Raw genomic sequence first — 19,325 nt, forward strand, 5'->3', positions numbered from 1 at the left:
TATTCAGGACGATTGCATGCAGTTTACCTACACCGGCAACAACACCCGTTTTCTGGAACAGTCCTTTTTTGACAGCAGCTTGACGCTGCGCGTGACATTGGACGTGGTATCGCCGACCGAGGCGATTTTCACCCACACCATATTCACGCAGGCCAATGTCAACGTGGTGCTGCGGGGCGTCGGGCTCAGCGCAGACGCCGCAGGCCGTTTCCAATCCGGCGTGATCACGTCCATGGAATTCAACGGGCTCGATATCGAACAGGCGCAGATCACCGGCATCAACTGGTCGGCCTCTGCCTTTCAGGACGCGCTGACCGATATTGGCGAGAGGTCCGATTTCTCCGGATTGGCCAGCCTCTTCAACACGTCCGTACAGATTGTCCTTGACGCCAGCGGAGGGCTCAGTGGCTTTGATCAGGAACTGGCCTGGGCCGGGTTTCTGCCGCTCATCAGCCGTCCGATCATCTTTGAAGGATCGCCTTTTGATGATGCAATCGAAGGTGGGTCCGGCAATGATGTCATAAACACTGGGGCCAGCACATCCGATGGCGACCGCATCGTGGGCAGTCTTGGCAATGATGTCATTACCTTCGACAGCAGTGATCCCAATGGCCCCGGTTTCTTTCTCGATTACGATACAATCGACACACCAGTGACCTTTGATATCGATGCTGTCACGAACACCGGCACCGTCAATACGGCTGGCTTCACCGATACCCTGCAAAACGTCTCGGGCGCAATAGATCAATACCTGAGCCTTGAGGGCACCGCTGGCGCGGACACCTTCACCATTCGTCTCGCCGAAGGTCAGGTTATCGCTCTGGCTGGCGGTCTGGGAGCGGATGTCTACAATGTCGATCCAGGCAGCACTGGCGTGCCCATTCTTGACTTCTTTTTCACCGATGCCACTGCTGGGCTGAACCTCGATTTCACAACAGGCGTCATTGAAAACGACGGCTTTGGTAATGTGGAAACCTTTGATTTCACCACAATCCCGGATGCGACCATACTCTTTGCCACAAACCTTGCCGATATTGTTGCAGACGGCCCCGGGGCGCAGCGGGTCATTCTCTATGGTGGCGATGACCTCTTCCTCGCCGATATGTCCGGAAATGACAGCATTGACGGCGGTGACGGGGATGACCTCGTGCGTATTGACAGCATATCGCAAGGAGAGATGACGCTCACCTTCTTCGGAGTCCGCACAACGGTCAGTGACAGGTCCGACCCGGCGGATGAGACGGCTTTGCTGCGCGTGGAGACGATCGAAACCGAAGGCGGCGTCGCGTTCGAACTCGACAAACACGACGGGATCGGTCTGATCTCTGCCGCCAATCTGACAACCCTGACCGAACTCTACATCGCCTATTTCAACCGTGCGCCAGACGCGCTGGGACTTTCGTTCTGGGCCACTGCTTTCCAAAAAAACGGTTTCTCCTTCGAGGCGATTGCAGATCTGTTCTTTGAACAGCCGGAAACAGTTGCGCTGTATTCTGACATGAGCAACAGCGATTTCGTGACAGCGGTCTACAACAACGTGCTGGGCCGCGACCCCGAACTGGACGGTTTCAATTTCTGGACAGGTCAATTGAACGCTGGCAACATAACGGCGAGCAGTTTCATTCTTGACCTCCTCGCTGGAGCGCGCGCTGCGACCGGATCGCCCGCCGATGTTGCCTATATCGAATCCAAGACCGATCTGGGGCTCTATTTCGCGGTGATTCAGGGTCAGAACGATCTCACTGCCGCCAACGACGTGATGGATGTCTTCAACGGCAGTGCCGCAAGCCTTACTGCAGCTCAGGATTTGTCCGACGCCTCGCTTGCCGTTGCTGAAACCGGCAGCACGGATTTGCTGATGCCGGTGGTCGGGGTCATCGACAATCCCTTTGCGGACATCGCCTGACACGGTCCACCACTCGGCACGGATCATGGCTTGCAGCTGGACAAGCGCCCGCAGAAGCAGCGCAGTCCAAGTGTGCTGGGTCCAGCCAGGCGACTCGTTCACGTCGCACCCGTATACAGTGCGCTTTCAGCCTGGCCCAAATCGGCAACGGCCTGCCGCAAGCGATCTTCGTCGCGCCGTTTCAGTCCTTCGTGAATTTCGCGGTATTTTCGTAAGCGCTGTGTGGCGCCCACCTTCTCTTGATCCTTGTGATTTGAGACTCACGCCCTGTTGGATAACAGGAGGTGAGTTTCGCCATGGAGACTACGAACGAGTTTCTCACGCGTTTGGGCGTTGAGGTCTCACGGACCGGGAGCCGACGGTGGCCAGATCGTGTGAAAGCGCGGATCGTGGCAGAAACGCTGGTGCCTGGAGCAACGGTGAATGACGTTGCGCGCAAGTATAACCTTCGCCCGAACCACCTGTCGGGATGGCGGCGGCTGGCCAAGGATGGTGAACTTGTTTTGCCCGCGCCAGAGGCTGACACGGACTTCGCCCCGTTGGTGATGTTCGATGTCGAAAGTTCGCCATCGGCGGAAGATACGGGTTCGGCGAGTAGGGCAATCGAGATCGTAGCTGGATCGGTTTCTGTCCGGCTGGACGGTGCCACGCCTGCAGCCCGGATTGGGGACATCGTGCGTGCGCTTGGGGGTGGCGCATGATCTTCCCTTCGAACCGTGTGCGCATTTTGGTGGCAACGCAGCCGGTTGACTTCAGAAAAGGACACGACGGGCTGACAGCCATGGTGCAGACCGTGCTCCGCAAAGATCCGTTCACCGGGACAGTGTTCCTGTTTCGGGCCAAGCGCTTGGACCGGCTGAAGCTTCTCTATTGGGACGGCAGCGGTCTGGTCATGGCCTACAAACGGCTCGAGGACACGACCTTCACCTGGCCCACGATCAAGGACGGAATGATGGCGCTGAACCACGCACAGTTCGAGGCGCTTTTTTCCGGGCTGGACTGGCGCAAGGTCAAGGCGCTGGAGACCCGCCCACCAGCTGCGGCGGAGTGACTCGGGGCGACGAATGCAGGGATCATGGCTTTGATCCCAGTGTATAATACTGATCATGAGCGCCGCTGCCAAAGACCTCGATCTGTCCGTCCTGCCACCGGAATACCGCGTAGCTTTTGAGGCCTTGAAGGCAAAAGCTGCGCGGGCCGCGGAGCTGGAGGACATCGTCAAACGTCTTGAGCATCTGGTGGCCGAGCTGAACCAGGTGGTCCACGGCAAGAAGTCCGAGAAGCTCAGCGAAGATGATCGCCAGCTGACCTTCGAGGATCTTGAAGCTGCCGTCGCCGAGGCCCGTGAACAAAAGAAGGTGCAGACGCCCGGAGACGACAAGCCCAAGCGAAAGCGAGTGGCCAGGCGCAACCGCGGCAACCTGCCCGCCGGTTTGCCACGCATCGAGCAGGTAGTCGAACCCGACAGCCTGATGTGCCCCTGTGGTTGCGGGCAGATGCACAGGATCGGCGAGGACCGCAACGAGCGGCTCGACATCGTCCCGGCACAGTGCCGTGTGATCGTGACGGTCCGCCCAAAATATGCCTGCCGCACCTGCACCGATGGGGTCACACAAGCACCGACGCCCGCATGGCTGATCGAGGGCGGGCTCCCAACCGAAGGCGCCATCGCGCATGTTCTGGTCAGCAAATATGCGGACCATGCCCCGCTCTACCGACAATCACAGATCCTCGCCCGCTCTGGCATCGACATTCACCGCTCGACGCTGGCTGATTGGGTCGGTGTGGCAGCTTTCCACCTTGGACCCATCGTGGACCGGCTGGCCGAGCACCTGAAGACATCCACGAAGCTGTTCATGGACGAAACCACGGCGCCGGTCCTCGATCCGGGCCGCGGGCGGACAAAAACAGGCTACCTCTGGGCTCTGGCGCGCGATGATCGGTCATGGGGCGGCGATGATCCCCCCGGGGTCGTCTTTTTCTATGCTCCCGATCGCCGCGGGGAGAATGCCGAGAAATTCCTGACCGGCTTCAACGGCACGCTGCAACTCGATGGCTACCAGGGCTACAACCGGCTGACGCGCCCTGACCGCAAGGGCGGTGATCCGATCGTTGTCGCCCATTGCTGGGCGCATGCGCGTCGCAAGCTCAAGGAAATCTTCGATCGCGATGGTTCCGAGATCGCCGCCGAGGGCCTGCGCCAGATCGCAGGAATCTATGCCGTCGAGAAAGACATCCGCGACACGTCCCCGGGCCAGCGCCTGTCAGCGCGCCAGGCACGATCCGCGCCACTGGTCGAAGCCTTCGGCATCTGGCTACAAGCGCAGCGCCTGCGCATCTCGGCCAAATCGCGCCTCGGAGAGAAGCTTGCCTACATCCACCGACACTGGGATGGTTTGCAGACCTTCCTGACGGACGGACGCGTCGAGATCGACTCCAACAAGGTCGAAAATCTGGTCAGGCCGATTGCTTTGAACAGGAAAAACGCATTGTTCGCCGGTCATGACGAGGGGGGCAAGGCATGGGGCCGCATCGCATCCCTGATCGAGACCGCCAAGATCAACGCCATCGAGCCTTTCGCCTATCTCAAGGCTACGCTCGAAGCCATTGCGGCCGGACATCCGCAACACCGCATCGACGAGTTGCTTCCTTGGAACTTCCAGCCGTCAAGCTGAAACCCAAGTGCCCTTCAGACACCGCTTACGTATTTTCGGTCCGCGCGCGTTGCTTCGAACAGTGCGCGCGCCTCGGTGATCGGAACAAGCCCTGCAACGGGTTGCCCACGGCGCAGGATCGCATAGCGCGCGCCGTGATTTACCTCGTTCAACACATATCGCAGATGGCTGCGCAGCCAATCGGTGTTGATATCCTCGATAGGTGACAGATTGAAAATGTACACAAACGATTCCCAGTTTTGGCGATCCTGTTCACTTTGGGATGAAATCGTTGACGAAAGGTAAGCGCGCAGCGCGGTTCGCCAAAGAGCCGCCGATTTGACGAACCGTACGGATAAAGCGTACGACACCGGCATATGTCCCGTACGGTTGGGCGTGGTGCGGGTGAAACCCCGGCAAGATCCGTTGAAATCAGCCCAAATCCAGCTTTGAACCGTACGGTTCACCTACATGAGCCGTACAACAGGCACTTTTCGCCAGACGATTTCTGCTCTACCCCGGTCTGCACGCGCAAGGAGCCCGCATGAAACCCATTCGCCTTATTTCCGGTGTTCTCACCGTCGGCTTCTGGACCCTGATGAGCCGGGTTCTGGGTGTTCTGCGCGAGGTCATGATCCTCGCCTATATCGGCCCCGGCCCGGTGATGGATGCCTTTGTCGCCGCCTTCCGTCTGCCCAACATGTTCCGTCGCTTTTTCGCCGAAGGTGCGTTCAACGCGTCCTTCGTTCCCATGTTTTCCAAGCGGTTAGAGACTGATGACGACCCGGTCGGCTTTGCCACTCAGGCGCTGTCGGGGCTGGCTTTCGTTCTGCTCATTCTAAGTGCTGTTGCCATGATCTTCATGCCCGCTCTTGTCTGGCTGACCGCCGGTGGCTTCGTCGGCGACGCGCGGTTCGATCTGACGGTGGAGTATGGACGCATCGTCTTCCCTTATATCCTGCTGATGTCGCTGACTGCCCTGTTTTCCGGTGTTCTGAACGCCACGGGTCGTTTTGCCGCCGCGGCCGCCGCACCTGTGTTTCTCAATATTTTCGTCTGCATCTCAATGGCTTGGGCTGCCCACACCGGAGGTGAAGTGATCCGTTGGCTGGTTTGGACCGTGCCTGTCGCAGGCGTCGCCCAACTCGCCCTTGTCTGGGCCGCCACCGACCGCGCCGGACTCCGCCTTCGCCCGATGCGGCCACGTTGGACGCCCGAGATGAAGCGTCTGGTTGTCGTCGCCATCCCGGCGGCACTGGCCGGGGGGGTCATGCAGATCAATCTGCTGGTCGGTCAACAGGTTGCGTCGCATTTCGACAAGGCCGTGGGCTGGCTTTATGCAGCAGACAGGCTTTATCAACTGCCCCTTGGTGTGGTTGGTATTGCAGTCGGGATCGTGCTTTTGCCAGACCTGTCCAGACGCCTTACCGCGCAGGACGACACCGGGGCCAAACACGCCTTCTCGCGTGCCGGAGAACTGTCGCTGGCTCTGACCATCCCGGCAGCGGTTGCCTTGGTCGTGATCCCCCTGCCGCTCGTTTCGGTGCTGTTCGAACGTGGCGCCACTGGCGCCGACGATTCCGCAGCCATCGCAGCGGCGGTCGCGATCTATGGTTTGGGGCTTCCCGCCTTTGTTTTACAGAAGGTTCTGCAACCCTTGTTCTTTGCGCGCGAGGACACGAAATCCCCGTTTCGATTTGCGGTTTGGGCGATGGTGGTGAACGCGGCAGTTGCCGTTGGACTGGCGCCTGTCCTCGGCTGGATCGCACCTGCCATCGCCACGACACTGGCCGGTTGGGTCATGGTTTGGATGCTGGCGAAAGGGAGCCGCAAAATGGGCGATGTCGCTCGGTTCGACGAGCGCTTCCGCCGTCGCATCTGGCGGGTATGCCTCGCTTCAGCAGCAATGGGTGGCGTGCTCTGGGCCGGCACGCTTCTGCTCGGTCCCCTACTCGAAATGGCAGGTATCCGCTTCCTTGCGCTGGGCGCGCTGATCGTTTTGGGAATGATCAGCTATGCATTGATTGGACAAGGCATTGGTGCCTTCTCCCTACGCGAATTCCGCGACGCCTTCCGACGACGTTAATTGCGCTGACGCAACCGGTCGACCAACCTCGCCCACCCGCCGGGCACCAGAATTATCGACATCACGAACCCGATAGCAAAGCCTGCCAAATCAGCCACCCATTCGGCATTCGCCCCGAAAAGAAGACCGAAAATCAATTGGATCGCCAACAGAAACCCGATCAGGGTGAATGCGCGCACCTGTTTTTCACCCAACTGCCCCAGCCGCAGCCAAAGCAAGTAGGTGAACCCACCGATCAAACCATAGACGGCAGGAAACGCTCCGATCAGCGGCGTGGAGCCGCCTACGGTCAGCGCATATACCAACGCACCACCGGCGGCCGCGACAAAGAAGATCAACAGCACCGCAAAGCTGCCCATCGCTTCGTCCACCATCTTGCCGAGGGCCAGCAACATGACTCCGGCAAACAGCGCATGTGTAAAGCTGGCATGGACAAACGGGTACGAGACAAACCGCATCACATGTTCGATGGGCCAACGCCCGGACTCGCGCATCCAATCGAAAATCTCGGCCGAAAAGGCAAACCGCTCCAGCGTGCCAAGACGCCACCCCACGGCCTGTGGTCCGCCAACAAGACCGCGCGCGCCAAGATTGAAGGCAACCTCCAACCCAACAATGACAAGGAAAAGCGCGATCACCACCGGAGGCAGCGGATTCAGCGGGGGTTCGTTATGCGGATGGGTCACTGCTCGGGCCCTTGCTTGACGGCACTTGGGGTCATGGGTAAGGCACCAGCACCAGTTTTGCCAGATGGAGTTTTGCCATGTCCGAGGGGGTCCAAACCTCTCCCGCGTTCACACCCCGGATTTTTTCGGGGATTCAGCCGTCTGGAGGGCTGACGCTGGGCAACTACCTTGGCGCGATCAAGCGCTTTGTCGAAAAGCAGGATGAGGAATTCGAGACGATTTATTGCATCGTCGACCTGCACGCGATCACCGCCACGCTGTTCGAACCCGACGTTCTGCGCCGCCAGACCCGCGAGTTGACCGCGGGCTATATCGCATCCGGCCTCGATCCTGCGAAATCCATCCTGTTCAACCAGAGCCAGGTCGCAGAGCACACGCAATTGGCTTGGATTTTCAACTGCATCGCCCGCATGGGCTGGATGCAGCGCATGACCCAGTGGAAGGACAAGGCGGGTAAGAATACACAGAATGCCTCGTTGGGCCTGCTTGCCTATCCGGCGCTGATGGCCGCAGACATTATGGTTTATCATGCGACCCATGTGCCCGTGGGCGAAGATCAGAAACAGCATCTTGAACTCGCCCGCGACATCGCGACAAAATTCAACCATGACTACGGCGTGGAGTTCTTCCCGATCACCGAACCCGTGATCGAAGGTGCGGCTACGCGTGTAATGTCGCTACGCGATGGATCCAAGAAGATGTCGAAATCCGATCCTTCGGATGCCAGCCGGATCAATCTGACCGATGATGCAGACGCCATTGCACAGAAGATCCGCAAGGCAAAGACAGACCCGGACGCGTTGCCCTCGGAGGCAGAAGGGCTTGAGGGTCGCCCCGAGGCGCGCAACCTCGTTAACATCTATGCCGCCCTCGCCGACCAGTCGGTCGAGGCCGTGTTGCGCGATGTGGGTGGCAAGCCGTTCTCGGAATTCAAACCAATACTGTCCGAGCTTGCGGTGGAAAAGCTCGCGCCGATTTCGACCGAGATGGCGCGGCTGATGCAACAGCCTGATGAGATCGACGCGATCCTGAGCAAAGGGTCCGAGCGGGCGCGCACCATCGCGGCGCCCATTCTGAAACAAACTTACGAAATCGTTGGCATGGTGTCGTAAGCTCAGCACCGATGCACAGATCTTGCGCGCCATTACCCCTTTTCCGCACAGGCGCGCAGGGTTACTTTGGTCCAACCGGTCGAAAGGACAGACCATGACCAAAGCGCATCAAGGCATGACCATTGGGCATGTCCACCTCAAAGTTACGGATCTTGAACGCTCTATCGCATTTTACCGCGATGTGATGGGGCTTGACGTGACGCAGCAATACGGCGATCAGGCCGCCTTCCTGTCGGCGGGGGGATATCACCATCATATCGGGTTGAATACGTGGTTCAGCAAAGATGGCCCGCCTGCATCCAAACGCAGCCCCGGCTTGTTTCATGTGGCCTTTCTCTACCCTGATCGTGCCGCGCTGGCTCAAGCCTTACGGACAGCGCTTGACGCAGGTGTCGACATCGAAGGCGCTGCAGATCATGGTGTCAGCGAAGCGCTCTATTTCAGCGACCCGGATGGCAACGGGATCGAGATTTACCGAGACCGGCCAGAGGCGGAATGGCCCCGGAATTCAAGCGGTGAGCTGAATATGATGAACGCGCCTCTCGACCTCGACGCATTGTTGCTCGAAGCGGCCTGACGCGACAACTCCGGGTGTGGTGGAAAGCCTTTTCGAAAAGGCTTGAGACCGCGATTTCGAAATCGCGGTCTCAGCGTCTCACAAGATGCTTGGACCAAGGTGCTTCGAAGCACCTTTCCGCCCCGCATGGTCTGGACCTTCGCCAATCACGCACCTAACCTGCGCCGCAACAAGAGAGGTCGTCATGGCAACCGGAAAGAACATCCACACCTATTTCAATGGCACTTGGCACAATGGCGATGTCGCCGTCATGAATGCTGCCGATCACGGTGCATGGCTTGGCAGCGGCGTTTTCGATGGTGCACGCTTCGTCAATGGTGTGGCTCCCGATCTTCTGGCTCATTGCCAGCGGGTGAACCGCTCGGCTGAGGCGCTTATGGTCACCCCTACTGTCAGCGCCGAAGATATGGTGCAGATCGTTTGGGACGGGCTGCGCGCCTATTCCAAGGACACAGCCGTGTACATCCGTCCGATGTACTGGGCGATCGACGGAGACGCGTCGGCCATCATGCCCTCACCCGACAAGACGGGCTTTGCGATCTGCCTTGAGGAAATTCCCATGGCCCCCGAAACTGCCAGCGTGTCCTTGGGCAAAACACAGTTCCGCCGCCCCGTTCTCGAAAGCGCGGTGGTCAATGCCAAAGCAGGTTGTCTTTACCCCAACAACGCCCGCATGCTGGCCGAAGTGCAGGCGCGCGGATTCCAAAACGCACTGGTCACAGACGCCATGGGCAATGTGGCCGAAAGCGCCACAGCCAATGTGTTCATGGTCAAGGATGGCGAAGTGTTCACGCCCATCGCCAACGGCACCTTCCTTGCGGGAATCACCCGGTTGCGCCACATGACCAACCTCCGCGCCGACGGGACCAAGGTCCACGAAACCGTGCTGAGTTTCGCCGATTTCGAAGCGGCAGATGAGGTCTTCCTGTCTGGCAATATGAACAAGGTCACGCCAGTGGTCGGGTTCGAGGACACCTCCTACCAAGTCGGGCCAGTGACCCGCCGTGTCCGCGAGATGTACTGGGACTGGGCACAGTCTTCCCACTAGGTGCAATCTGCGACACTGGAGCCAAGCTCTATTGCACGGGTGCGGTTCCTAAGCCATGATCCCCTGCGGGAGAACATTTATGCGTAAATTTCTAGTCGTCCTGGATGACAGCCGCGAATGTCTGAACGCGATGCGCTTTGCCGCGATGCGGGCTGCCAATACCGGCGGCGGGGTGGAGATTTTGTCGATCATCCCAGCGGACGAGTTCAATCACTGGATCGGTGTGGGCGAAGTCATGCGGGAAGAAGCGCGCGAGCGCATTCATGCGCATTTCGAGGTTTTCGCCAAGTGGATGCGCGACAAGCAGGGCGTCGACCCAGAGCTTGTTATCCGCGAAGGTGAAGCGGTGACCGAAATCATCGCACAGGTGCAGGATGATCCGGACATTGGCGTTCTGGTTCTAGGCGCGAACTCCGGCAAAAAGGGCCCCGGTCCGCTTGTCACGCAGCTGACCAAGAACGCGGGTAGCCTGCCGATCCCGATCACCATTGTGCCGGGCGAACTGTCGAAAGAGCGGCTCGAAGCGATCACCTGACACGTCCCCTCGCGTCAGGTGGCACGACAAACCGTGTCCGCTGCAAGACGAAGGAGGATTGCGTGACTGTTTTTTCGGGTTTCCGCTTTCTGCGCGCGGTGTCGGCGTTTTGCATCGGCACCAGCCTCTTAGCCCCGTCGACGGCGACCGCCAAGGAAGAGGGGCGGATAACGCTCACCTTGGCAGATGAAACTCTGGAATTGCCACTAAGCTCGGGCCATAGCGATTGGACCGGTTCGCAAGGCTTTGTGAGGGTTAGTATTCTGACCCGGCCTTCCGATCTGGGAACATGGCAGCGCTTCCAATCCTTAAGGCTGGCCTTCGATCTGTTGCGCGACCGCGCACAACTGCCGGAAATGTCGCTGCTGCGCCGAACCGAGGATGCGGAATTCGAACGCTGGTATGGGCGGGTGGACAGTGGCGGCTTGATTGTCACCGTGACAGACCGGGACCTTAAAGACGACTTGCTGCGCATCAGCGGCACGTTCATCGGAACACTGGGGCAAAGCGCAGATTTCGGGAAGACCATCGACCTGTCAGCGCCGATGCCGGTGTCAGGCACGTTCGAGGTAACATTACTTCCCATTCGATAGCGTGACCTGCACTGCCAAACCGGCGACTTAGAACTGTTCTAAACCTTGACGCTGCTCCAGCGCATGCGCATATATGATAACGTCATCAGGAGGTGCCGCCATGTTTATCCAGACTGAATCAACGCCAAACCCCGCCACGCTCAAGTTCTTACCCGGCCAGACCGTGCTGGACATGGGCACTGCCGATTTCCCGACAGCTGAAGGTGCGTCGGTTTCGCCGCTGGCCACGCGGCTTTTCGCGGTCTCGGGCGTCAAAGGCGTGTTTTTCGGACATGACTTCGTCACTGTGACCAAGGATGACGGCACCGATTGGGACCACCTGAAGCCTGCGCTTCTGGGCGCGATCATGGAGCATTTCCAATCCGGCGATCCGGTCATGGCAGGCGACGCGAAAGCACCTTCGGGACATGCAGAGCATACCGGCGAAGATGGCGAGATCGTGGGCCAGATCAAGGAATTGCTGGACAGCCGCGTCCGTCCTGCCGTGGCGCAAGACGGTGGAGACATCACCTTTCATGGCTTTGACCGGGGTGTGGTCTACCTTCACATGCAGGGCGCCTGCGCAGGCTGCCCATCTTCGACCCTGACGCTCAAAATGGGGATCGAAAACCTTTTGCGGCACTACATCCCCGAAGTGACCGAGGTGCGGCCGGTTGCCGTCTGACACGACCCTTCTGGCATTTGACACATCGGCTGCGCATTGCGCAGCCGCTTTGTTTTGCGACGGTCGAGTTGTCGCAACCCGTGTCGACGCGATGGCACGCGGACAGGTCGAACACTTGATGCCGATGCTCGAGACGTTTCTCGCGCAGCACGGCAAGACATGGGCCGATCTGAGCCGCATTGGGGTCGGGATCGGGCCCGGCAATTTCACGGGAATCCGAATTTCGGTGTCCGCCGCACGCGGGCTTGCATTAGGGCTTGGCGTTCCGGCCATCGGCGTGTCCACGCTCGATGCTCTGCATCACCTGCACCCTAAGGCGACCGCTGCTGTTGCTGCCCCACGCGACATGATCTACGCACAATCCCCCGGCTTAGCACCTGCGCTCATCGCGGCAAGCGATGCACCCGAGGCCATCTTTGCCGAAGACGCGCACGCGCTGATCACCGCACTGGCCGAGGTCGCGGCACAGGCCGATGCACTGGCCGCGGTGCGGCCCAAACCGCTCTACATCAAACCTGCCGATGCCGCCCCTGCACGGGATACGGCCCCGGTGATCCTGTCGTGACACCCGAACGCTGTGCCGAGATCATGGACAGGGCCTATGTCCAGATGCGGCCATGGTCTGCGCGAGACATCGCTGACACTCTCGCCGCCAAGCACAGCCTAATCCTGTCTCAGGACCAAGGCTTCGTGATAGCGCAAATTGTGGCCGACGAGTGTGAAATTCTGGCGATTGCCACAGACCCCGGGGCACAGCGAAAAGGCTTGGCGTCTTCGCTCTTGTCCAAGCTCATAACTGTTGCAAAGCAGCAGGGTGTCACGCGCATCCTGTTGGAAGTGGCGCTACAGAACGCACCAGCCCAGTCTTTTTACACGGCAAAGGGATTCGCGCCCATTGGCACGCGGCCGGGCTATTATACCCTGCGCGACGGCACAAAAGACAATGCCATGCTGCTTTCACTGGCCATTGCGTAAGGTCAAACCGCTCCTGCGCCAACGTCACAGGGCTCTGGCACAAAAAGCGGTTGAACTATCGTCCGCGTGCAGCCTTAATTGACGCTGATCACCCGATCTAACCAAGCGACGCAATAAAGCCGTCGCAGTCCAACATCTGGGAGCTGCTAAATGACCCTCATGACAAAACTTTATGGTGCCGCCGCTGCTTTGGCACTCACCGCTGGCGCGGCTGCTGCCGAACCGGCCCTGATCTTCGATCTGGGCGGCAAGTTTGACAAATCCTTCAACGAAGCCGCCTTTAACGGTGCCGTCCGTTGGGCCGAGGAAACCGGCGAAACATTCCGCGAGATCGAGCTTCAGTCCGAAGCCCAGCGCGAACAGGCCCTTCGCCGCTTTGCCGAGAACGGCAACAACCCGATCGTGATGACCGGCTTTGCCTTCGGCAACGTGCTCGGCGAAGTCGCTCCGGATTACCCCGACACTAAGTTTGCGATCATCGACATGGTCGTCGATCAGCCGAACGTGCGCTCTGTCGTGTTCAACGAACATGAAGGCTCCTACCTTGTGGGTATGATGGCGGCGATGGCATCCGAATCCGGCACAGTTGGCTTTATCGGCGGCATGGACATCCCTCTGATCCGCAAATTCGCCTGCGGCTATGCGCAAGGCGTGAAGGCTGTGAACGCGGACGCCACGGTTGTGGCCAACATGACCGGCACGACTCCGGCGGCGTGGAACGACCCGGTTAAGGGCTCTGAGTTGACCAAGGCTCAGATCAGCCAAGGCGCAGACGTGGTCTACGCTGCCGCAGGCGGTACAGGCGTGGGCGTTCTGCAAACCGCTGCAGACGAAGGTATCCTGTCCATCGGTGTGGACAGCAACCAGAACTACCTGCACCCCGGTCAGGTTCTCACGTCGATGATGAAGCGCGTGGACAACGCAGTCTATGATGCGATGACCTCGGGCACCGATCTGGAAACAGGCATCAACGTCATGGGGATCGCCAATGGCGGTATCGGCTACGCCCTTGACGAGCACAACGAAGCACTCGTTAGCGCCGACATGAAAGCGGCCGTGGACGAGGCCTCAGCCAAGATCGCCAGCGGCGAGTTGATGGTGCATGACTACATGTCCGACGACAGCTGCCCCGCGCTGAGCTTCTGATCCGATCAGAACGCGCGTAGACTTTCGGAGCGGCCGGTCACGGCCGCTCCGCCATGTATCGGGCACCAGACCCGAAGACTGATGCAGGGATAGTTCATGAATACCGCTGTTGCCGCCCCCGAAACGGACCCGCTCCTTGCCTCGGTCCCGCCTGCCATCCAGCTCAAAGGCATCTCCAAGGCATTTGGCCCCGTTCAGGCCAACAAGAACATCTCGATCAGCGTCAAACCGGGCACGATCCACGGCATCATCGGTGAAAACGGCGCGGGCAAATCGACTCTCATGTCGATCCTCTACGGCTTTTACAAAGCCGACAGCGGCCAGATTTTCATCAACGGCAAAGAAACCCAGATCCCCGACAGCCAGGCCGCAATCAAGGCGGGCATCGGGATGGTGTTTCAGCACTTCAAGCTGGTTCAGAATTTCACCGTTCTTGAGAACGTGATCCTAGGTGCCGAGGATGGCCCCCTGCTCCGCCCGTCGCTAAACAAAGCGCGTGGCGTGTTGAAGCAACTGGCCACAGAATACGAATTGAATGTCGATCCCGACGCCACGATCGAGAACCTCAGCGTCGGTCATCAGCAACGCGTCGAGATCCTCAAGGCGTTGTACCGGCAAGCCGATATCCTGATTCTGGACGAACCCACTGGCGTATTGACCCCGGCGGAGGCAGACCACCTGTTCCGCATCCTTGATAACCTGCGCAAAGAGGGAAAGACGATCATCCTGATCACCCACAAACTGCGCGAAATCATGGAAGCCACCGACACCGTGTCGGTGATGCGCCGTGGCGAGATGACGGCAACGGTCAAAACCTCGGAAACCAGCCCCGAACGGCTGGCCGAGATGATGGTGGGCCGCAAAGTGCTGTTGCAGGTCGACAAGAAACCCGCCGAACCGGGTAAGCCCGTGCTTGAGGTCGAAAACCTGCGCCTGACCGACGAAAAAGGCGTCGAACGGCTCAAGGGCATTTCGCTCAATGTGCGGGCGGGTGAAATCCTTGGAATCGCCGGTGTTGCCGGGAACGGTCAGTCTGAACTGCTTGAGGTGTTGGGCGGCTATGCCAATGCCACCGGCACGATCCGCGTCAACGGTCAAGAGATCGACCTGACAGGCAAGCATTCCGACGGCCAGTCACGTCGCGCGCGGGGCATCGCCCATGTGCCCGAAGACCGCCACCGCGAAGGGCTCATCATGCCGTTCACGGCGTGGGAAAACACTGTCTTTGGCTATCATCGCGATCCGAAAATCCAGTCTGGCATGCTTATGGACAACGCCGCCATCAAGGCCGAAGCCGCCGCCAAGATGGAACGATTTGATGTGCGCCCGCCAAACCCCAAGCTGGCCGCGCGCAATTTCTCGGGTGGCAACCAGCAAAAGATCGTTCTGGCGCGTGAGATCGAACGCAACCCGGATATCCTATTGGTCGGGCAGCCCACGCGGGGTGTCGATATCGGCGCAATCGAATTCATCCATCAGCAGATCATTCGCCTTCGGGACGAGGGAAAGGCGATCCTGCTCGTATCCGTCGAACTGGACGAGATCTTCTCGCTCTCAGACCGCATCGCGGTGATGTTTGATGGCCAGATCATGGGCGAGCGCATCCCGAGCGAGACCAACGAAAAGGAACTGGGCCTTCTGATGGCCGGGATCACTGATACGGCCCATGCAAAAATGCCGGCCTCCCCGATGGCGATGAGCGAAGAAGAGGTGCAAGAGGCCGCTGAATCTGATGCAGCAGCCCGAGCTGAGTCCGAATTGACAACCGAAGAGCCACAAGACGCAGAGGCCCCATCAGAAAAAGAGGCCAAACTGACCACCACCGACGCGGGAGCGGAAGTAGCTCCAGTCGAGGCGCAGGTGGAAGAAACTGCGCCGGATATCAGAACCGACACAGCCCCCGAGATCAGCGCAGACGACGAGACCAAGACCGAGGCCCCGTCCGCCCCGGACATCGCATCGCCGACAATGCCGCACGAAGAACCGATGACCTTCAGTACCGATCCCGTCGATATCGAAACACCACCTGCAAAAACCGAAGCGATCAGCCTTGGCAGCCTAAGCGCAACACTCACCCAGTCGACACCAGAGCGGCCAAAGTCGTCGGATACCAAATCAGACCCTATAAAAGACCCCGAGGAGGGCGGCAAAGATGGATAAGATGCCCGGTTGGGCCGACGCGGTCCTTGTCCCCCTGATTTCGCTTCTTCTTGCCGCGATCCTGTCGGCACTGGTGATCATCGGCATTGGCGAAGACCCGGTAGCGGCGTTCAAGCTGATGGTCGACGGTGCGCTGATGCGATCGTCGGGGTGGGGCTACACGCTGTACTACGCGACCAATTTCATCTTCACCGGCCTTGCTGTGGCCGTCGCCTTCCATGCGCGGCTGTTCAATATCGGCGGCGAGGGTCAGGCGATGATCGGCGGTTTGGGCGTGGCGCTGGCCTGTCTCTATATCCCTTGGCCCAACTGGTACGTGGCGCTGCTGGGTGCAACAGTATCGGCCGCGCTGTTCGGCGCGATGTGGGCCTTGATCCCTGCCTATCTCCAAGCCAAACGCGGCAGCCATATCGTGATCACCACGATCATGTTCAACTTCATCGCCGCCGCTATTCTCAACTACATCCTCGTGAATATCCTGCGCCCCCAAGGTGCCATGGACCCGGCCACCGCCCGCTTCCCAGAAGCTGCGCAATTGCCCACCTTTCAGGACATGTTCTCGACCGCAGAAACCGCGATGTTCCGGGGCGCTCCAGCCAATGTGACCTTCTTTCTGGCGGTTTTCATGTGCCTTGCCGTCTGGGTGTTGATCTGGCGCACCAAGCTGGGCTACGAAATCCGCTCATTTGGCCAATCTGAATCGGCTGCAAAATACGCAGGCATCAGCCCCGTCAAGATCACCGTGGTTGCCATGCTGATCTCGGGTGGTCTTGCTGGGATGATGGCACTCAACACCACGGTGGGCGAGGCGGAACGCCTTGTCATGAACGCGACCGAAGGCGCTGGATTCATCGGCATCGCGGTCGCGCTGATGGGCCGCTCGCATCCGTTGGGTGTTCTGCTGGCCGCGCTGCTGTTTGGTTTCCTTTACCAAGGCGGCGCAGAATTGGCGCTTTGGACGAATATCCCACGCGAACTGATCGTAGTGATCCAAGCGCTGGTCATCCTCTTCACCGGGGCGCTCGACAATATGGTGCGGATGCCACTTGAAAAACTCTTCCTCGCCGCCCGGAGGAAAGCCTGATGGATTTCGCAACACTGCTTCAGGTGCTCGACAGCACTGTACGCCTTGCAACACCGCTGCTTCTGGCCTGTTTGGCAGGCCTCTTCAGTGAACGTGCTGGCATCTTCGACATCGGCCTCGAGGGCAAAATGCTTGCCGCGGCGTTCTTTTCAGCCGCCATCGCAGCAATCACAGGTGACGTTTGGATGGGGCTTGGGGCAGGTATTCTTGCCTCACTGGCGCTCTCCGTGTTGCACGGGCTGGCGTCCATCACCTTCCGGGGCAACCAATTGATCTCGGGTGTCGCCATCAACTTTCTCGCGGCAGGTCTCACCGTCCTGATCGCGCAGGACTGGTTCAGCCAAGGCGGACGGACGCCATCGCTCATCGGGGCGGGCCGGTTTGAACCCATCATACTCCCCGGTGCCGCAGAATTCGCTGGCGTGCCGCTCATTGGTCCGATCTATGCCGAATTGATCTCGGGTCATTCGATCCTTGTCTACGTCGCCTTTGCGATGGTGCCATTGACGTGGTGGCTGCTCTACCGGACACGCTTTGGACTGCGCCTACGCGCCGTGGGCGAAGCGCCCGAGGCCGTCGATACCGCGGGCATCTCAGTCGTCGGCCTGCGCTATGTTGCAGTGGGCATCTGCGGCGTGCTCTGCGGCATTGCGGGCGCCTACCTTGCCACGGCCTTGCAGGCTGGTTTCGTCAAGGACATGACCGCCGGGCGAGGCTTTATCGCGCTGGCAGCGCTGATCTTTGCCAAGTGGCGGCCGTGGTATGCGCTTTATGCTTGCCTGCTCTTCGGACTACTTCAGGCCGTAGCGCTGCGGTATCAGAACATCGACCTTGGGGCCTTTGTCGTGCCGGTGCAGTTCATGGACGCGCTGCCCTACATCCTGACCGTGGTGATCCTTGCCGGTTTCGTCGGTAAGGCGATTCCGCCGCGTGCCGGTGGCGAGCCCTACGTCAAGGAACGCTGACATTCAGGTTAAGCGGGCGTTTACATCAACGGAAACGGGTGATGCGTCGACGCATCACCCGTCCCGCCCCTGAGTCCAGTTGACCCACTTTCGTAAGTCCTTTTTGCACCTGCGGCACCGCATCGCTTGAAACGCGCCGTCGCTTGCGACTAAGGACGACCATGCAAATCTACCTGCCCATCGCAGAAGTCTCGGTCAACGCGTTCCTGCTTCTTGGATTGGGAGGACTGGTGGGCCTGCTCTCGGGCATGTTCGGCGTCGGGGGCGGCTTTCTGATCACACCCCTGCTGTTTTTCGTGGGTATCCCACCGGCAGTGGCTGTCGCGACTTCGGCCAACCAGATCGTCGGTTCCTCAGTCTCTGCGCTTTTGCCACATATCCGACGCCGCAACGTCGACTTCCGAATGGGGAGCATCCTGCTGGCGGGCGGCCTCATAGGCTCTGCGTTTGGGGTCTATATTTTTAATTTCCTCAAGACGCTGGGCCAAGTCGACCTGATGGTGAACCTGTGCTATGTCGTCTTCCTGGGCGCGGTCGGCAGCCTGATGTTTGTCGAAGGCCTGCAGGCCTTGCGCCGGGCCAACCGGGGGGTCGCGCCGAAACGGCGCAAACACAACTGGGTGCATGGCCTGCCGCTCAAGATGCGGTTCCGGGTGTCCGGAATCTACATCTCTGTCATTCCACCACTGCTGGTCGGTCTACTGGTTGGCATTCTTTCGGCAATCATGGGTGTGGGCGGCGGCTTCATCATGGTCCCCGCCATGATCTATCTTCTGAGCATGCCCACAAAAGTGGTGGTGGGCACATCGCTCTACCAAATTATCTTCGTGACCGCGTTCACGACACTGCTGCATGCCACGACGAACTACACAGTGGATATTCTGCTGGCCGTCCTGCTTCTCATCGGCGGCGTTGTGGGCGCGCAATTCGGCGCGATGATCGGGTTGCGCCTGAAAGCCGAACAATTGCGGATCCTCTTGGCCGGTCTCGTCCTGCTGGTATGCGCCAAGCTGGCCATTGATCTCGCAATTCCGCCCGCTGACATCTACTCGGTCACGGAGGTGATCGAGAAATGATCCTCCGTTGGTCCAACAGAATGGGATGTCCCGCTCCAAGCGCCGTTGCGGCGCCATA

Annotated in this window: 19 protein-coding genes and 1 pseudogene; 18 read left to right on the forward strand and 2 right to left on the reverse strand. The window is 59.4% G+C overall.

Annotated elements, in window-relative coordinates:
- Nucleotides 1–16: 16 nt before the first annotated feature.
- The 4 genes from ACK3EW_RS16520 (at nucleotide 17) to tnpC (ending at nucleotide 4,581) form a co-directional block, all read left to right on the forward strand.
- Nucleotides 17–1,906, forward strand: a complete 1,890-nt coding sequence (locus tag ACK3EW_RS16520; protein ID WP_493807033.1) for a DUF4214 domain-containing protein — start codon at nucleotides 17–19, stop codon at nucleotides 1,904–1,906.
- Nucleotides 1,907–2,202: 296 nt separating this feature from the next.
- Nucleotides 2,203–2,607, forward strand: coding sequence for an IS66-like element accessory protein TnpA (gene tnpA / locus ACK3EW_RS16525; RefSeq protein ID WP_301070753.1), 405 nt, complete (start codon nucleotides 2,203–2,205; stop codon nucleotides 2,605–2,607).
- Nucleotides 2,604–2,957 (forward strand): IS66 family insertion sequence element accessory protein TnpB, encoded by a 354-nt coding sequence (gene tnpB / locus ACK3EW_RS16530; protein ID WP_301070749.1) that lies wholly within the window; start codon nucleotides 2,604–2,606, stop codon nucleotides 2,955–2,957. The genes tnpA and tnpB overlap by 4 nt, the downstream gene beginning before the upstream one ends.
- 55 nt (nucleotides 2,958–3,012) lie before the next feature.
- Complete coding sequence (gene tnpC / locus ACK3EW_RS16535) at nucleotides 3,013–4,581, forward strand: IS66 family transposase (protein ID WP_301070747.1); 1,569 nt, start codon at nucleotides 3,013–3,015, stop codon at nucleotides 4,579–4,581.
- Between the two features lie 14 nt (nucleotides 4,582–4,595).
- Here the strand turns inward: tnpC and ACK3EW_RS16540 are convergent, their stop codons facing one another.
- Nucleotides 4,596–4,805 (reverse strand): type II toxin-antitoxin system Phd/YefM family antitoxin, encoded by a 210-nt coding sequence (locus ACK3EW_RS16540; RefSeq protein ID WP_493807034.1) that lies wholly within the window; start codon nucleotides 4,803–4,805, stop codon nucleotides 4,596–4,598.
- A gap of 299 nt (nucleotides 4,806–5,104) precedes the next feature.
- On the opposite strand from ACK3EW_RS16540, the gene murJ reads away from it, so the two are divergent.
- Nucleotides 5,105–6,646, forward strand: coding sequence for a murein biosynthesis integral membrane protein MurJ (gene murJ / locus ACK3EW_RS16545; protein ID WP_493807035.1), 1,542 nt, complete (start codon nucleotides 5,105–5,107; stop codon nucleotides 6,644–6,646).
- On the opposite strand, the gene ACK3EW_RS16550 is transcribed toward murJ, so the two are convergent.
- A complete protein-coding gene (locus ACK3EW_RS16550; protein WP_493807036.1) occupies nucleotides 6,643–7,332 on the reverse strand; it encodes a rhomboid family intramembrane serine protease in 690 nt (229 codons plus the stop codon). The genes murJ and ACK3EW_RS16550 overlap by 4 nt on opposite strands.
- 77 nt (nucleotides 7,333–7,409) lie before the next feature.
- On the opposite strand from ACK3EW_RS16550, the gene trpS reads away from it, so the two are divergent.
- The 13 genes and pseudogenes from trpS to ACK3EW_RS16615 all read left to right on the forward strand — a co-directional run bounded on the left by trpS (nucleotide 7,410) and on the right by ACK3EW_RS16615 (nucleotide 19,267).
- Nucleotides 7,410–8,444, forward strand: coding sequence for a tryptophan--tRNA ligase (trpS, locus tag ACK3EW_RS16555; RefSeq protein WP_085628442.1), 1,035 nt, complete (start codon nucleotides 7,410–7,412; stop codon nucleotides 8,442–8,444).
- A 94-nt stretch (nucleotides 8,445–8,538) separates the two neighbouring features.
- Nucleotides 8,539–9,021, forward strand: a complete 483-nt coding sequence (locus tag ACK3EW_RS16560) for a VOC family protein (protein WP_439118959.1) — start codon at nucleotides 8,539–8,541, stop codon at nucleotides 9,019–9,021.
- Between the two features lie 184 nt (nucleotides 9,022–9,205).
- Nucleotides 9,206–10,069, forward strand: coding sequence for a branched-chain amino acid aminotransferase (locus ACK3EW_RS16565; RefSeq protein ID WP_493807037.1), 864 nt, complete (start codon nucleotides 9,206–9,208; stop codon nucleotides 10,067–10,069).
- Nucleotides 10,070–10,148: 79 nt separating this feature from the next.
- Nucleotides 10,149–10,604: a universal stress protein gene (locus ACK3EW_RS16570; protein WP_085628445.1), complete on the forward strand. Its 456-nt coding sequence runs from the start codon at nucleotides 10,149–10,151 to the stop codon at nucleotides 10,602–10,604.
- 62 nt (nucleotides 10,605–10,666) lie between these two features.
- Nucleotides 10,667–11,197: a hypothetical protein gene (locus tag ACK3EW_RS16575; RefSeq protein WP_493807038.1), complete on the forward strand. Its 531-nt coding sequence runs from the start codon at nucleotides 10,667–10,669 to the stop codon at nucleotides 11,195–11,197.
- A 100-nt stretch (nucleotides 11,198–11,297) separates the two neighbouring features.
- Entirely contained in the window at nucleotides 11,298–11,861 is a 564-nt protein-coding gene (locus ACK3EW_RS16580) for a NifU family protein (RefSeq protein ID WP_085628447.1), read from the forward strand.
- Complete coding sequence (gene tsaB, locus ACK3EW_RS16585; protein WP_493807039.1) at nucleotides 11,851–12,426, forward strand: tRNA (adenosine(37)-N6)-threonylcarbamoyltransferase complex dimerization subunit type 1 TsaB; 576 nt, start codon at nucleotides 11,851–11,853, stop codon at nucleotides 12,424–12,426. The genes ACK3EW_RS16580 and tsaB overlap by 11 nt, the downstream gene beginning before the upstream one ends.
- Nucleotides 12,423–12,836: a ribosomal protein S18-alanine N-acetyltransferase gene (gene rimI / locus ACK3EW_RS16590; protein ID WP_439118954.1), complete on the forward strand. Its 414-nt coding sequence runs from the start codon at nucleotides 12,423–12,425 to the stop codon at nucleotides 12,834–12,836. The genes tsaB and rimI overlap by 4 nt, the downstream gene beginning before the upstream one ends.
- A gap of 150 nt (nucleotides 12,837–12,986) precedes the next feature.
- The gene (locus ACK3EW_RS16595) at nucleotides 12,987–13,982 is read left to right on the forward strand and encodes a BMP family lipoprotein (protein ID WP_493807040.1); all 996 of its coding nucleotides are present in this window, start codon (nucleotides 12,987–12,989) and stop codon (nucleotides 13,980–13,982) included.
- A 96-nt stretch (nucleotides 13,983–14,078) separates the two neighbouring features.
- A pseudogene (locus tag ACK3EW_RS16600) lies at nucleotides 14,079–15,639 on the forward strand (ABC transporter ATP-binding protein); the annotation flags it as partial.
- A gap of 495 nt (nucleotides 15,640–16,134) precedes the next feature.
- A complete protein-coding gene (locus ACK3EW_RS16605) occupies nucleotides 16,135–17,226 on the forward strand; it encodes an ABC transporter permease (protein WP_493807041.1) in 1,092 nt (363 codons plus the stop codon).
- Entirely contained in the window at nucleotides 17,226–18,191 is a 966-nt protein-coding gene (locus tag ACK3EW_RS16610) for an ABC transporter permease (RefSeq protein ID WP_439118952.1), read from the forward strand. The genes ACK3EW_RS16605 and ACK3EW_RS16610 overlap by 1 nt, the downstream gene beginning before the upstream one ends.
- A gap of 161 nt (nucleotides 18,192–18,352) precedes the next feature.
- Complete coding sequence (locus ACK3EW_RS16615) at nucleotides 18,353–19,267, forward strand: sulfite exporter TauE/SafE family protein (RefSeq protein WP_493807042.1); 915 nt, start codon at nucleotides 18,353–18,355, stop codon at nucleotides 19,265–19,267.
- The last annotated feature ends 58 nt before the right edge of the window (nucleotides 19,268–19,325 follow it).

The organism is Marivita sp. NO-S04 (assembly GCF_059070475.1).

Coding starts and splice junctions, on each gene's coding strand:
- ACK3EW_RS16520 (WP_493807033.1), top strand. CDS start 17: ATGCAGTTTACCTACACCGGCAACAACACCCGTTTTCTGGAACAGTCC.
- tnpA (WP_301070753.1), top strand. CDS start 2,203: ATGGAGACTACGAACGAGTTTCTCACGCGTTTGGGCGTTGAGGTCTCA.
- tnpB (WP_301070749.1), top strand. CDS start 2,604: ATGATCTTCCCTTCGAACCGTGTGCGCATTTTGGTGGCAACGCAGCCG.
- tnpC (WP_301070747.1), top strand. CDS start 3,013: ATGAGCGCCGCTGCCAAAGACCTCGATCTGTCCGTCCTGCCACCGGAA.
- murJ (WP_493807035.1), top strand. CDS start 5,105: ATGAAACCCATTCGCCTTATTTCCGGTGTTCTCACCGTCGGCTTCTGG.
- trpS (WP_085628442.1), top strand. CDS start 7,410: ATGTCCGAGGGGGTCCAAACCTCTCCCGCGTTCACACCCCGGATTTTT.
- ACK3EW_RS16560 (WP_439118959.1), top strand. CDS start 8,539: ATGACCAAAGCGCATCAAGGCATGACCATTGGGCATGTCCACCTCAAA.
- ACK3EW_RS16565 (WP_493807037.1), top strand. CDS start 9,206: ATGGCAACCGGAAAGAACATCCACACCTATTTCAATGGCACTTGGCAC.
- ACK3EW_RS16570 (WP_085628445.1), top strand. CDS start 10,149: ATGCGTAAATTTCTAGTCGTCCTGGATGACAGCCGCGAATGTCTGAAC.
- ACK3EW_RS16580 (WP_085628447.1), top strand. CDS start 11,298: ATGTTTATCCAGACTGAATCAACGCCAAACCCCGCCACGCTCAAGTTC.
- ACK3EW_RS16595 (WP_493807040.1), top strand. CDS start 12,987: ATGACCCTCATGACAAAACTTTATGGTGCCGCCGCTGCTTTGGCACTC.
- ACK3EW_RS16605 (WP_493807041.1), top strand. CDS start 16,135: ATGGATAAGATGCCCGGTTGGGCCGACGCGGTCCTTGTCCCCCTGATT.
- ACK3EW_RS16610 (WP_439118952.1), top strand. CDS start 17,226: ATGGATTTCGCAACACTGCTTCAGGTGCTCGACAGCACTGTACGCCTT.
- ACK3EW_RS16615 (WP_493807042.1), top strand. CDS start 18,353: ATGCAAATCTACCTGCCCATCGCAGAAGTCTCGGTCAACGCGTTCCTG.